14 protein-coding genes and 1 pseudogene are annotated in these 13,551 nt (G+C 65.6%); 6 read left to right on the forward strand and 9 right to left on the reverse strand.

Going from position 1 to position 13,551, the window contains the following annotated elements; translation table 11 throughout:
- Positions 1–327, forward strand: coding sequence for an NAD(P) transhydrogenase subunit alpha (locus F6X40_RS07280; protein ID WP_018419437.1), 327 nt, complete (start codon positions 1–3; stop codon positions 325–327).
- Positions 328–1,779: an NAD(P)(+) transhydrogenase (Re/Si-specific) subunit beta gene (locus F6X40_RS07285; protein WP_184067203.1), complete on the forward strand. Its 1,452-nt coding sequence runs from the start codon at positions 328–330 to the stop codon at positions 1,777–1,779.
- Between the two features lie 52 nt (positions 1,780–1,831).
- Here the strand turns inward: F6X40_RS07285 and F6X40_RS07290 are convergent.
- Positions 1,832–2,077 (reverse strand): annotated as a pseudogene (locus F6X40_RS07290) (helix-turn-helix transcriptional regulator); the annotation flags it as partial.
- A 101-nt stretch (positions 2,078–2,178) separates the two neighbouring features.
- On the opposite strand from F6X40_RS07290, the gene F6X40_RS07295 reads away from it, so the two are divergent.
- From F6X40_RS07295 to F6X40_RS07305, 3 genes are all read left to right on the forward strand, one after another.
- A complete protein-coding gene (locus F6X40_RS07295; RefSeq protein ID WP_187627290.1) occupies positions 2,179–2,490 on the forward strand; it encodes a hypothetical protein in 312 nt (103 codons plus the stop codon).
- A gap of 119 nt (positions 2,491–2,609) precedes the next feature.
- Entirely contained in the window at positions 2,610–2,861 is a 252-nt protein-coding gene (locus tag F6X40_RS07300; protein WP_184067206.1) for a type II toxin-antitoxin system prevent-host-death family antitoxin, read from the forward strand.
- Positions 2,858–3,277, forward strand: a complete 420-nt coding sequence (locus F6X40_RS07305) for a type II toxin-antitoxin system VapC family toxin (protein WP_184003177.1) — start codon at positions 2,858–2,860, stop codon at positions 3,275–3,277. The genes F6X40_RS07300 and F6X40_RS07305 overlap by 4 nt, the downstream gene beginning before the upstream one ends.
- 293 nt (positions 3,278–3,570) lie before the next feature.
- On the opposite strand, the gene F6X40_RS07310 is transcribed toward F6X40_RS07305, so the two are convergent.
- From F6X40_RS07310 to F6X40_RS07345, 8 genes are all read right to left on the reverse strand, one after another.
- Entirely contained in the window at positions 3,571–4,314 is a 744-nt protein-coding gene (locus F6X40_RS07310) for a helix-turn-helix transcriptional regulator (RefSeq protein WP_184067209.1), read from the reverse strand.
- 40 nt (positions 4,315–4,354) lie between these two features.
- Entirely contained in the window at positions 4,355–4,738 is a 384-nt protein-coding gene (locus F6X40_RS07315; protein ID WP_184034560.1) for a VOC family protein, read from the reverse strand.
- Positions 4,739–4,966: 228 nt separating this feature from the next.
- On the reverse strand, positions 4,967–6,253 hold the full coding sequence (locus F6X40_RS07320; protein ID WP_187627291.1) for a class I SAM-dependent RNA methyltransferase: 1,287 nt from the start codon (positions 6,251–6,253) through the stop codon (positions 4,967–4,969).
- Between the two features lie 97 nt (positions 6,254–6,350).
- On the reverse strand, positions 6,351–8,525 hold the full coding sequence (locus F6X40_RS07325) for a site-specific recombinase (protein WP_187627292.1): 2,175 nt from the start codon (positions 8,523–8,525) through the stop codon (positions 6,351–6,353).
- Between the two features lie 145 nt (positions 8,526–8,670).
- Complete coding sequence (locus F6X40_RS07330; RefSeq protein WP_187627293.1) at positions 8,671–9,444, reverse strand: PqiC family protein; 774 nt, start codon at positions 9,442–9,444, stop codon at positions 8,671–8,673.
- Positions 9,441–11,102, reverse strand: a complete 1,662-nt coding sequence (locus F6X40_RS07335; protein WP_187627294.1) for an intermembrane transport protein PqiB — start codon at positions 11,100–11,102, stop codon at positions 9,441–9,443. Before F6X40_RS07335 ends, F6X40_RS07330 begins: the two co-directional genes overlap by 4 nt.
- Positions 11,095–11,745: a paraquat-inducible protein A gene (locus F6X40_RS07340; RefSeq protein ID WP_184034548.1), complete on the reverse strand. Its 651-nt coding sequence runs from the start codon at positions 11,743–11,745 to the stop codon at positions 11,095–11,097. The genes F6X40_RS07335 and F6X40_RS07340 overlap by 8 nt, the downstream gene beginning before the upstream one ends.
- Before the next feature lie 7 nt (positions 11,746–11,752).
- Positions 11,753–12,541: a paraquat-inducible protein A gene (locus F6X40_RS07345; protein ID WP_187627295.1), complete on the reverse strand. Its 789-nt coding sequence runs from the start codon at positions 12,539–12,541 to the stop codon at positions 11,753–11,755.
- A gap of 448 nt (positions 12,542–12,989) precedes the next feature.
- On the opposite strand from F6X40_RS07345, the gene F6X40_RS07350 reads away from it, so the two are divergent.
- Positions 12,990–13,550 carry a cytochrome b gene (locus F6X40_RS07350; RefSeq protein WP_184067228.1) on the forward strand — a complete coding sequence of 187 codons (561 nt, stop codon included), beginning with the start codon at positions 12,990–12,992 and terminating at the stop codon, positions 13,548–13,550.
- Position 13,551 lies beyond the last annotated feature (1 nt).

Here is a 13,551-nt window from a genome sequence, read left to right on the forward strand (position 1 = left end):
ATGGAAGTCATCAATCACACGGTGATCAACCTGATCATCTTCGTGCTGGCGATCTACGTCGGCTATCACGTGGTCTGGAACGTCACGCCCGCGCTGCATACGCCGCTGATGGCCGTGACCAATGCGATCTCGGCGATCGTGATCGTCGGCGCGATGCTCGCGGCGGGTCTCACCGTCGGCAGCGCCGGGAAGTTCTTCGGCACGATCGCGGTCGCGCTCGCGGCCGTCAACGTGTTCGGCGGATTCCTCGTCACGCGGCGAATGCTCGAGATGTTCAAGAAGAAAGAACCCAGGAAACTACCGGCTGGCGGCAAGGAGGGTACGTAAATGAGCCTGAACGTCGTCACGCTGCTGTATCTGGTCGCGTCGGTCTGCTTCATCCAGGCGCTCAAGGGGCTGTCCAATCCGAAGACCGCGCGCGTCGGCAATACCTTCGGCATGGTCGGCATGGCGATCGCGATTCTGACGACCATCGCGCTGATCTCGCGGCAGGCCGAAGCACTTGGCTCCAATCTCGGTCTCGGTCTCGGCCTGCTGCTGTTCGGGCTCGTGATCGGCGGTGCGATCGGCGCGTTCGTCGCCGCGCGCGTCGAGATGACCAAGATGCCTGAACTGGTCGCGGCGATGCACTCGCTGATCGGTCTCGCGGCCGTGTGCATCGCGTATGGGGTGGTGTCGGAGCCGGCCGCGTTCGGCCTCGTCGATCCCGACGTGCCGATCGAGGGCTTCCTGCCGTACGGCAACCGCATCGAACTGTTCATCGGCACGTTCGTCGGCGCGATTACTTTTAGCGGCTCGGTGATCGCGTTCGGCAAGCTGTCGGGCAAGTACAGGTTCCGGTTGTTTCAGGGTGCGCCGGTCGTCTACGGCGGCCAGCATCTGATCAACCTGATGCTCGCGCTCGCGATGCTCGGCTTTGGCGTCCTCTTCTTCCTCACGCAGTCGTGGCTGCCGTTCATCATCATGACGATCATCGCGTTCGTGCTCGGCGTGCTGATCATCATTCCGATCGGCGGAGCGGACATGCCGGTCGTCGTGTCGATGCTGAACTCGTACTCGGGCTGGGCGGCGGCGGGCATCGGCTTCTCGCTGAACAATCCGATGCTGATCATCGCCGGCTCGCTGGTGGGGTCGTCGGGTGCGATCCTGTCGTACATCATGTGCCGCGCGATGAACCGCTCGTTCTTCAACGTGATCCTCGGTGGCTTCGGCAACGAGCCGGGCGCGGCCGCGGGCGGCGCGGCGGAGCAGCGTCCGGTGAAATCGGGTTCGGCCGATGACGCGTCGTTCATGATGGGCAACGCGGAAACGGTCGTGATCGTGCCGGGCTACGGGCTGGCCGTGGCGCGCGCGCAGCATGCGTTGAAGGAGCTGACCGACAAGCTGGTCGAGAAGGGCATCGAGGTGAAGTACGCCATTCACCCGGTGGCCGGCCGCATGCCGGGTCACATGAACGTGCTGCTCGCCGAGGCCGAAGTGCCGTACGACATGGTGTACGAGATGGAGGACATCAACGGCGAGTTCGGCCAGGTCGACGTGGTGCTCGTGCTCGGCGCGAACGACGTGGTGAATCCGGCCGCGAAGAACGATCCGAAGTCGCCGATCGCGGGCATGCCGATCATCGAGGCGTACAAGGCGCGCACCGTGATCGTCAACAAGCGCTCGATGGCGGCGGGCTACGCCGGGCTCGACAACGACCTGTTCTACATGGACAAGACGATGATGGTGTTCGGCGACGCGAAGAAGGTGATCGAGGATATGGTGAAGGCGGTCGACTAGATCGCTGGCGGTGAATCGGCGTCAGGATCGCGGTGGGTCACCGCGATCCTTCTCATCTGTTCGGCTTCGCGTTCAGATGCCGCAGCAGATCCGCGAGCCGCCTGCCTTCCTGATCCGGATACGTCTCGAGCACTTCGAGATCGCGCATCTTCTCCAGTCCGAAGTTGCGGAAATCAGCACGCAGCTCGCACCATGCGCCGAGCGTCCAGCGCGCGCCCCAGTACGCGAGCGCGAGCGGCCGGACGCGGCGTTCGGTGTCGGCGCCGTTCGCGTCGGTGTACGCGTGGCGAATTGTCTGCAGCCTGAAGGGGCAGCGGATCAGCTTGCGCGAAGCGTTCAACGGCTAGTCAGGAAATTTGGGGGCACTCCGCGAGTGCCGAGAAATCCCCCATCGTCTTTGTGAGCGACGACCAGAAGGAGGATCGGGTCCTTGAAGTCGAAGGAAAGAAAATCGGCGTATTGCCGGCACTGCGGCAAGAATTGATGACGGAGACCGGACAGGACTTCCAGATTTATACGGTGCCGCGCTTTTTGTCACACGTTAAGAAAACGGAGAGCCCGGAGCTTGGCGAGGAGTCCATCGAAGAAGCTGCCACCGTTCGCGATCAGCCTGAGCAAGTGAAGAAATTGGATACGCTCCAGCTCTTGCGACGCGAGCTGGAGGACCACCTTGCGTTGCTCGCTCTCGATAAGGAGAGCGAGCATAAGTGAGCCGCCGTCGGCGGATTTTTCGCGGACGCGAAAGTTTCTCTTTCGGAACTCACAACGTAGTGACTTGTCTACGTTCCTGACATGTAGTAACGTTACTACGTTCGATAGCGGGAGGGAATATGACGATTACGACCTTATCCAGCAGGGAACTCAATCAGGACGTGACCCGGGCGAAAAAGGCGACCAAGGACGGCCCTGTATTCATCACCGATCGCGGCAGGCCCGCCCATGTTTTGCTGAGCATCGAGGAATACTGGCTTCTCGCCGGACAACGTCGCAACATCGTGGACGCCTTGGCCATGCCCGAGGTTGCTGACATTGAATTCGATCCGCCGCGCGTGGATATATCTATCCGGCCGGCTGAACTCTGATGTTTGTTATCGATACGAATGTCGTTTCCGAACTCCGTAAGGGGCGCAGGGCAGATGCCAACCTCGTCGCCTGGGCAAAGAGCGTCGATGCTTCGGCGCTCTTTGTTTCTGCAATCACGATCATGGAGCTGGCAACGGGCGTTTTGCTGAAGGAGCGCAGCGACCCGAGCCAAGGCGCGTTGCTGCGTGCATGGCTCGATGAGCACGTCTTAACTGAATTTGCGGATCGCGTGCTGCCTGTCGATACGGGCGTTGCCTTACGCTGCGCGCGCTTGCATGTACCGGATCGGCGCTCGGAGCGTGATGCGCTTATCGCCGCTACGGCGATCGTTCATGGTATGACCGTGGTGACGCGAAATGTCGCTGATTTCGTAGCAACGGGCGTCTCCCTTGTGAACCCTTGGCAGGCCGCGTGATTTTTCGCGGACGCGAAAAATTTCGCGTCGGGTCAATGCCGGTAACTGGACCTACCGGAATGCGTTTTACCTGCGATAACCGCCTGGATCGCCGGGCACCCCGGCCGTAAGCCTGACGCGGCGGGCTTTCATAGGGAGCTTGACCCAATGACCATCAACGCATCTACATGGACAAGACGATGATGGTGTTCGGCGACGCGAAGAAGGTGATCGAGGATATGGTGAAGGCGGTCGAGTAGCTCGTTAGCGGTAAACAGACCCGGAGATCGCGGTGCGTCGCGCCGCGATCCTTTTCATATTTTCGGCCTCGCGTTTACGTGCCGCAGCAGATCCGCGAGCCGCCTGCCTTCCTGATCGGGATACGTCTCGAGCACTTCGAGATCGCGCATCTTCTCCAGTCCGAAGTTGCGGAAATCAGCACGCAGCTCGCACCATGCGCCGAGCGTCCAGCGCGCGCCCCAGTACGCGAGTGCGAGCGGCCAGACGCGGCGCTCGGTGTCGGCGCCGTTGGCGTCGGTGTACGCGAAGCGCACCACCTGGCGCGCATCGATCGCGCGATGCAGCGAGTCGAGCTGCGTCGAAAAATCGCCCTTGATGTGAAACGACGGCGCGAAGATCGCGAGCCGTTCGAGCGTCGCGCGCTTGTCGGCGGGCATCGCCGATGCGATTTTGGCCAGCGCGCCCCGCGCGCCGCTCGCGAAGCCCGCGCCGCCCCATGATTCGAGCATGCGCGCGCCGGCGGCGAGCGCGGCGAGTTCGTCGGCGGTGAAGGTCAGCGGCGGCAGACTTGCCGAGCGCGACAGCCGATAACCGATGCCCGCTTCGCCTTCGATCGGCACCCCCGACAATTGCAGATCGCGCACGTCGCGATAGACCGTGCGCGGCGAGATGTTCAGCCAGTCGGCTAGTTGCTGCGCGGTGGTCAGGCGCCGGCCGCGCAGCAGCTCGGCGATCTGGAACAGGCGGTCGGCGCGGCGCGTCATCGTGGGCGTCGGGTAGAGGAGGAAGGCGACGGTCCCGCGATGATAGCGCCGCATGGCGGCCTTCGGTCGGGGCGCGGCGACTTCAGGTGCGCGCTTAGCCGTTGGTGCGCGAATGCAGGCCGAGGCGGTTGCCTTCGGTATCGGTGAAGAACGCGATATAGCCGATGTCCTGCGGCAGCTTGATCACCGGGCCGTCGGTCTTGCCGCCCGCCCGTTCGATGCGCGCAAGCGCCGCGTCGACGGTGGGCAGCGCGTTCAGGTAGACGGTGACGCCGTCGACGCCGGGTGTCATCGACGGATTGTGGACGATCGCGCCGCCGGTCGCGGGCTCCTCGTAGCTGAACACGGCGATCGGCTGGCCGCCGATCTCCTGGCGATTCAGCGGGGCGTCGAGCGCGGCTTCGTAGAAGCGCACCGCGCGATCGAAATCGACGGACGGGATTTCGAACCAGGCAACGAGTTTGGGCAATGCGGACATGACACTCTCCTTCGGTTGGCAGTAGGCCGTTCAAGCGCCGGATGGCGTGAGAAGGAGTGTGCGGGGGTGCTGCTGACAGCGTGGTGGCAGTAGGGTGCGAAGACGCGACCGCTTCACCCCACCAGCAACTGAAACACGCCGACCACATCGCTCATGCGCGTGGCCTGCTTTTCGAGCGACGCGATGACGACAGGGCGACGACAGCGCGTCGCCCCGCTAGAAACAGCCTCAAGCCGCCGGCGTATCGCTCTGCGGACGCTGCCGCACGCTGCCCGCGATCAGATCGAAGCGGAACAGCCGGCATTCGAGCGCACCGTTGAACAGCGGCGTCTTCGTCGATTCGCGCAGCCGCAGTTGCCCCGGAAGCTTGCGATCTGACGTCAGGATGAACGCATGCCATCCGGCAAAGCGCTGCTTCAACGCATTGCCGAGCAACTGGAAAAACTCGCTGTCCGGCGCTTCTTCCTGAATGCGGCGGAAGCCGTCGTCGTCGCGATTGCCGCGGCCTTCGCGAAGCTCGCCGCGCGCATTGCGGCCGCGCACTTCGATCCGCTCGCCATACGGCGGATTCGCGACGAGGATGCCCGGCGCCGAGCCAGGCGGGGTCATGTCGCGCGCATCGAGCTGCTTGAGCGAAATGGCCGGCAAGCCGGCGCGCTCGAAGTTCGCGCGTGCTTTTTCGAGCATGTCACCGGAGATGTCGCTGCCGAAAATCTCCAGATCCGCGCCGCGCGAGCCGCGCGCCGCATTTTTCGCTTCGAGCGCGGCGCCCTTCAGCGCTTGCCAGCTCCGCGCGTCGAACTGTTTGAGCTTCTCGAAGCCGAAGCGCCGCTCGACGCCCGGCGCGATGTTCAACGCGAGCTGCGCCGCCTCCGCGAGGAACGTGCCGCTGCCGCACATCGGATCGTAGAGCGGCGTGCCGGCCTGCCAGCCAGTCAGACGCAAAATGCCAGCCGCGAGGTTTTCGCGCAGCGGCGCCGCGCCCTTGTCGAGACGCCAGCCGCGCTTGAATAGCGGATCGCCGGACGTGTCGAGGTACAGCGTGCAGTCGGTCGCGCTCAGGAACGCGAACACGCGCACGTCGGGCATCGCGGTGTCGATGCTCGGCCGCACGCCGCTTTTTTCGCGCAGACGATCGCAGATCGCGTCCTTCACGCGCAGCGTCGTGAACTCGAGACTGCGCAGCGGCGACTTGATCGCGGTGACGTCGACGCGCAGCGTCTCGTGCGCGGAGAACCACTGCTCCCAGCGCTGCTCGAGCGCGAGCGCGTAGATGTCCTGCTCGCTGCGGTAGGGCCGCTCCGCGATTTTCAGCAGCACGCGGCTCGCGAGACGCGAGTGCAGATTGGCGGCCATACCGGCGGCCCAGCCGCCGCGAAAATGCACGCCGCCCGGTACCTGGGCGCCGGCCGTGAAGGGGGCGCCGTTCAGATGTTTGGCGGCAATTTCGGCGAGTTCGGCCGCGAGCGGAGCTTCGAGCCCGCGCGGGCAAGGAAGGAAGAAATCGAAGGACATTGAGGTTGCCGCAAGGCGTTGGATAAGGCGCTATTGTACGCGGTCGGGGTCGGCGGGCCGGCGCGATTGGCGCGCCGGCCCGTCGTCTGTCCTCGCGCTATCTCGCCTCGGGTCCCGCTTTGGCCGGCCACACGAGTTCCAGCGGATGCCGCCTGACCCGCTGCCAGATCGCCCCGCGCAGCGAGCGCACCGCATTGCGCCGCAAATCGCGCGATTTCACCGCCATGTAGAACGCCAGCGCAAAACTCACCGCGACATTGAGAATCGCCATGCTGCCGACGCCCGCCACCGCCCACCACAGAGCCGGCAGCTTCAGCGCGCTTTCGCCGAGCACGCCGAGCGCCACGCCGATCGAGCCGGCAGACAGCGTCACGTGACGCACGTCGAACTTGAACGTGAAGGCGGTGAGGATCGCCGGCACGAGCCCGAGCATCAGGCCGAGCGTGATATTGCCGACCACGCCCGCGACGTTCGCGCGGCACAAGCGCGCGAGACGGTCGGCGCCGGCCACGCCGAGCGTCATGCGCAGGCGCCGGTTGTAGGCGAGCGCGTCGGCGACGCGATGCAGGATGAACCAGTTGTCCGCCCAGCCCGCGAGCAGGCTGGACGACCACAGCAGCACGCCCGTCAACGCCGCATAGAACGGCGTCGGCCCGATCAGCGAGAACGACTGCAGCGTCGCGATCGCCTTGTCGGCCGAAATGAGGTCGGTGTTGAACAGCGCGTGGTACAGCAGATCCACGCACAGACTGACGGGAAACACCAGCAGCACGTTGCCGAGCACCGCCGCGGCCTGCGTGCGCATCAGTGCGGTCACCGAACTCACGAAACTGTCGACGCCGGCCGGCGTGCCGACGCCGTCGAGTTCGCGCGCGAGCGTCGGCGCGGTCATCGCGGGCTGTTTGGTCGCGAGCGAGAAGTGCAGGAAGTGGATCAGCAGAAAGCTCGCCGCGTAGTTGATGCCGGCGAGCACGCCTTCGAGCATCGCGTGCAGATGGGCGCCGGTGATCGCGAACTTCACGCACACGGTGACGACGGTCACGAGTCCGCCGCCGGCCGCCATGCGCATCATCTTCAGATACTCGGCGCGATCGCGCGTGATGTAGTGTTCGCCGGTGTCCGCGCTGTACTCGACGATCTTGCGCGCGAGCAGCGATGAATTGCTGCGCGCGAGATGCGCGACGCTCTGGCTCGCGTGATTGGCGCGCACGAGTTCGGCGGTCAGGCGCGCGGCCGCGTGCAGATCGTCCTGCGCCATCCAGGCATCGAGCAGATGCTCGGCGCGCTCGATGCGCATGCGCATCCGCTCGACCTGGAACACGATGTCGACACTCACGCCGTTGCGGTACAGATGCGCGAACACGTTGTCGGTTGCGCCGCGGCATTCGTCGAGCAGCAGCCGCAGATAGTTGACCTCGCGTAGCAGCGGCTCCTGCGGGCCGCCCGCCGCGTACGCGTCGTGAGCGGCTTCGACCGCGAGCATCGCGCGGGTGAGGCGGTAGAACGGTTGGCTTTCCATGGCGACGCGCACGCCGTTGACGTCGGTGGTTCGTGCGTCGATTACGCGGTCGACGCGGTCGTCGATGCGATCGCCAGGTGGCGCCACACCGCCCAGCCGGCTGCGCACCGTTTGCGACAGTCCGGTCGAGCTGATCTGGCAGGTCAGGTTGTGCAGCGCGGCCAGCAGGTCGAGCGAGAAGGGCGTGCTGTCGCGTCCGTCTTCGTCGTCGTCGGGCGCGTAGTCGAATAGCGCGTGGATACGCACCAGCAGATCGGTGGGCAGCGTGTCGATCCATTCGGCGTCGGGCTCGGAGCCGAACATCAGCGTGACGATCGCGGTGAGGTCGCGGCGGTTCGGCGCGGGCGGAATCAGCGACGCCTCGAGGCGTTCGAACACCGCGCCGAAGAAGCCCGAATGCACCGGCATGCCGGCGTCGCACAGCAGCGAGAGGCCATCGCTTTCGCGCAGCAGCGCGCGCAGGATGCCGGCGACGTTCGCCTTCCACGCGGGGTTGCGATCGAGCACGTGCAGCAGGTAGCGGATGCGCGTATGGGCGGGGTTGGACTGTGGGGCGGCGGTGTCGTCGGTATCCGTCGTGACGGGCCGCATCGTACGGTCGCGGCGAATCCAGTGCGCGAGTTCGATCAGCCACTCGCTGCGTTCCGCATACGGTGCGCTCTTGTCGGCGATCGCGAGCAGGACATCGAGTTGATGGCCGCCGTCGCGCGACGCGCGCCATTTTTTTATCAACCGTGTGATGGAGTCGAACATGGTGTTTTCGTGCAGAGACGCGCGGAATCGGAGGGGCAAGCAGGTATTGCGGATGCGCGTCTGCTGAAGGTGTGCGCTGAAGTGGCTGCGGCCCGGATCAACACGCGTGTGCACGCGGGCACCGGGCTCGCGCCAGCCGGGCCTGTCAGGCGCCGGCTCCCGCGGCCGTTCCCGCCGAAGGACAGGGCGGCACGGCCGGCGCCGCAGCCGGTCTGGCCGAAGACGAAGGCCGGCCCGTCGTGTTCGTGGAAGCGACGGCCGTTGCCGCCATCGCGCGCACGCCCATCGCGATCTGTGTCGACACTTCCGCGAGCGCGCGCCGATGTCCATCGACGAGCGCGTCGTACCCGCCGCCAACCGTCTCGCTGACCACGCTGCGACAGGTCATCACCGCATTGCTGCGCACGGCCCGCACGCTCCACACCGCATCGATCAACGCATGCGAGCCGGGCCACGACTCGAAGCGCTGCACGTTCATGGCGATCCGGTACACGGCCGCGTCGTCGGGGTGCGCGGTGCCGAACGTATCGATGGTGCCGAGCTGCTGCGTCAGATTCGTCGACAGCGCGCGGCGGATTTCATCGCCGGGCAGCGACGCCCAACGCTCCTGTTCGAGCAACTGCACCTGAGTCGGCCCGGTCTGCACGACCAGCTGATTTCTCGCCACCTGCGGCGGCACGTTGACCGGCGCGACTTCGATCAGCCAGGCAGGCGCGGCGCTCGTGCGCGCGACGGCCGGCGCGGTGCCATGCGCGGCGGTGCTTGCGCTATCCGCGCCACCCAGCGTATAGAAACGGCTCGACGGCGACGAGCACGCCGCGATGGCGAGAGCCGCAGCCAGTGCGGTGCCGTACGCGACGCCGCGTACGGCACCGCGCACGAGCGCGCGCGGCGGACGGGGGAGCCGGGCAAACATCATGGTTTATCTCCTGATTTACCGCGCAACAGCGATTCGGGATGACGCTCGAGGTAGTCCGACAGCGCGTTCAGCGACTGCAACGTGCGCGTCAGTTCCTGCAACGCCTGATGAACGTCGGACTGCATCGGCGAATCCTGCTGCAAGGTTGCCTGGGCCGAACTGAAGGTCTGCTTCGCGGCCGTCAGCGTGTCGCGCGCCTGCGGCACGACTTCGTTGTCGAGACGCGAGAACAGCTGGTCGGCGTTCTTCAGCGCGGTGTTCAGATTCGCGCCGATCTGGTCGAACGGCACCTTGTCGAGCTTCTTCGCGATGTCGGCGACCTGCAGCTGCAATTCGTCGAGCGTGTTCGGAATGGTCGGCAGCTCGAACGGATCGGTCGTCACGTCGACCTTGGCCGGCGGCGCTTTCGGGAAGATATCGAGCGCCACGTACAGCTGGCTCGTGATCAGGTTGCCGGTGCGCAACTGGCCGCGCAGGCCGTGCCTGACGAGTTCCTGCAGCAGGTTCTCGCCGGCGAGCGTGCCCGGCTGCGGCGAGCTCTCGCGGAAGCGCTTGCCGAGGCGGTCCGGGTACAGGTTCATCGTGACCGGCATCGTGAAGCTCTGCGTCTTCGGATCGTAGTCGATGCCGATATTGGTCACCTGGCCGAGCACGATGCCGCGGAAATCGACCGGCGCGCCGATCGACAGCCCGCGCAGCGACTGGTTGAAGTTCATCACGACGCGCAAGGGCACGCCGTCTGGTTCGCGCATCGCGTCCGCTTCGTCCGAGCCGAGGCGGAAGGTCTGGTTGTTCGGCGCCTGCGGGCCCATGTTCTGGCCGGGCGGCGACTGGAAAGACAGACCGCCGACGATCACTGTCGCGAGCGACTGCGTATTCAGCTTGAAGCCGCTCGAATCGAGCCGCAGATCGACGCCGCTCGCATGCCACCAGCGCGTGTTGGTGCCGACGTACTGGTCGAACGGCGCCGACACGAACACCCGCATCGTCACGCCGGTGCCGTCCCTGTCGAGCGAGAAGCCGACCACCTGACCGACCTGCACGCGCCGGTAGAAGATCGGCGAGCCGATGTCGATCGAGCCGAGCGAATCGCCGTGCAGCGTGTACTGGTGGCCTTTCTGGTCGCCGGTGATGGGCGGCGGCGTTTCGAGGCCGACGAAGTTGCTCTCGCTTTCGGTCGAGCGGCCCGCGTCGGCGCCGATGTACGAACCCGACAGCAGCGTCGTCAGACCCGACACGCCGCTCGCGCCGACACGCGGTCGCACCACCCAGAAGCGCGAGTCCTTGACCGCGAACTTTCCGCCTTCCTTGGTCAACTGCACCTGCACGAGCACGTGCGACAGATCCGGCGACAGCGTGATCGTCTTCACCGCGCCCACGTCGACGTCCTTGTACTTGACCTTGGTCTTGCCCGGCTCGAGGCCTTCCGCGCTGATGAAGCTGATCGTGATCACGGGCCCGCGCTCGGTCACCGACCTGATCACGAGCGCGATGCCGATCAGCGCGGCGATCAGCGGAATCACCCAGACGAGCGACGGCAGCCAGCGGCTGCGTGGCTCGATCTCGGGGTCGGGCAGTTGGGGCGGCAGTCTGGGTCCGTTCGAATCGTTGCGCGGCGCATCATCGGAGGCGGGCGTCGGTCCTTGCGGGCTAGTCATGGTCGAGATCCTGAGGTGTTGGGGTACGGCTTTCCACGGGGTCCCAGATGAGGCGTGGATCGAATTGCATGGAGGCCAGCATCGTCAGGATCACGACCGAGCCGAACGCGATCGCGCCCGGCCCGGCCGTGATCACGGCCAGCGATTTGAAACGCACGAGCGCCACGGTGAGCGTGACGACGAACACGTCGAGCATCGACCAGCGGCCGATCCGCTCGACCATCCGGTACAGCGTCGTGCGCTGTTGCGGACGCCAGCGCGAGCGGCGCTGAGCGGTGACGGTGAGCAGCACGAGCACCGAGAGCTTCAGCATCGGCACCAGGATGCTGGCGATGAACACGATCATCGCGAGCGGCCAGTCGCCGGAAGTCCAGAAATAGACGACGCCGCTCATGATGGTGTCGTCCTCGGAGCCGAGCAGCGACGACGTGTGCATCACCGGCAGTAGGTTCGCCGGGATATACAGCAGCGCCGCGGCGATCAGCAGTGCCCATGTGCGCATCAGGCTGTCGGGGTTGCGCGAGTGCAGATGCGCGCCGCAGCGGCCGCAGTGCTGCGGCGTGACCGAGCGGATGCGCGGTTCGACGCGCCCGCACGAATGGCAGGACAGCAGGCCCGCGCGTTTCGCGGTGACGTATTTCATCGTGGGCTCATCCTTCGCGCGGCGTGGGCGGCAAGCCGGGCGGGGTGCCGTCCGCCGTGCTGTTGGTTGTGCCACCAGCGCTGCCGCTGGTCGAGCCCGCGAGCGCGGACGGCGCCGGCGGACCGGCGAGCGAGCCGACCGCGACCGCCGCGCTGTCGGCCGACGTGCGCGGCAACGGCCGATCGCCGCTCGCGTCGATCTCGTCGGCGACATCCCACAGCACGCGCGGATCGAATGTGACGACGACCGCGAACATCAGCGTCAGCGCGCCGAACGCGAACAGCGCCGCCTCGGGAATCACGCGCGCGAGGCTCACCATCTTCACGATCGTGATCAGCACGCCGAGCATGAACACTTCGATCATGCCCCACGGCCGCACGAACTGGATCGCGCGCAGCACGCGATTGAAGTGCGCGGGCACGTAGCCGGCGCGTAGCGGCACCAGCACGTACAGCAGCGCGACGAGTTCGGTGAACGGAAAGAGGATCGTCGAGCAGAACACCATCACGGCGACGATCTGCATGTTCTCGCCCCACAGCGCGACGAGCGCGCCGAACAGCGTAGTCTGTGACGTGATGCCGTTGGTTTCGAGTTCGACGATCGGAAAGCCCTGCGCGATCACGAACGTGATCAGCGCGGCGAGCGTCAGTGCGCAGATCGCGTCGAGCTTGCGCGAGACGCCGCGATAGAGCGTCGCGCCGCAGCGCGGACAACGCGCCGCGACGCGCCCGACAAGCCGTGGCTTGCGGAACAGCGTATCGCATTCATGGCACGCGATCAGGTTGTCATGTTCCATGCGGCAGATGGGCTAACGACGTAGTGGCGGCGTGCAAGGCCTGCTCGTTTCGAGGGGTCGGACGGCGGTGAGCAGCAATAGTACCAAACGCGGCCTCGCGACCGACGCGAGCCGCGCGCGGCGCGGGGCGTGGCGCCGTCCCCCGCGCGCGCTGGTCCGGGCCTGAGATGGCGTCGCTTCGGGGCTTTCGGTCCCCGAATCGTTCAACGCAAGGGCGGTGACGCGGCGCCTTGGGGCCATTTCAGCGCAAAATTCGGGCCCGTTCCGCCGACACGCTCCAGCCAGCTTTTCGCGCTTGGGGTAGCATGGCGCCCGTGGCATGCCCGGCGGCCTTTTGTGGCGATGATGTCCGCCGCATCGGCCGCGCACGCCGCGCCGATGCGGCGGTGATCGCGGAATAGCTGGCCGCGGCGCGCCGTTAACTTCTAACAGCCTGCGTTGATCTGTCATGACACTCAATCCATCGTTCGGTACCCGGGAGTCGTACACGCGGACCGCCATCGCGTTTCACTGGCTGATCGCACTGCTGATCGTCTGCGGCTTTGCGCTCGGCTGGGTGATGACCGACATCCCGGGCTTCACGCCCACCAAGCTGCGCTATTTCTCGTGGCACAAATGGATCGGCGTGACCGTGTTCGCGCTCGCGATCGTGCGCATCCTGTGGCGCGCGACCCACGCCTCGCCGCCGATGCCGCGCCGCATGCCCACCTGGCAGCGTGGCGCCGCGCATGTCACACATCTGTTGCTGTACGTGCTGATGATCGTGATTCCCGTGTCCGGCTATCTGTATAGCTCGGCGGCGAACGTACCGGTCGTCTACCTCGGGCTGATTCCGCTGCCGCGAATCATCGCGCCCGATCCGCACCTGAAGGAAGTGCTGAAGAACCTGCACATCGCGTTGAATTACACGTTGCTCGTGCTGGTCGCGCTACACACCGCGGCGGCGCTCAAGCATCAGTGGCTCGATCGCGACGGCCTGCTGTCTCGCATGCTCCCTTTCCTCAAATAAG

The sequence above is a fragment of the Paraburkholderia sp. UCT31 genome, from assembly GCF_014397655.1.
GTDB lineage: Bacteria > Pseudomonadota > Gammaproteobacteria > Burkholderiales > Burkholderiaceae > Paraburkholderia > Paraburkholderia tuberum.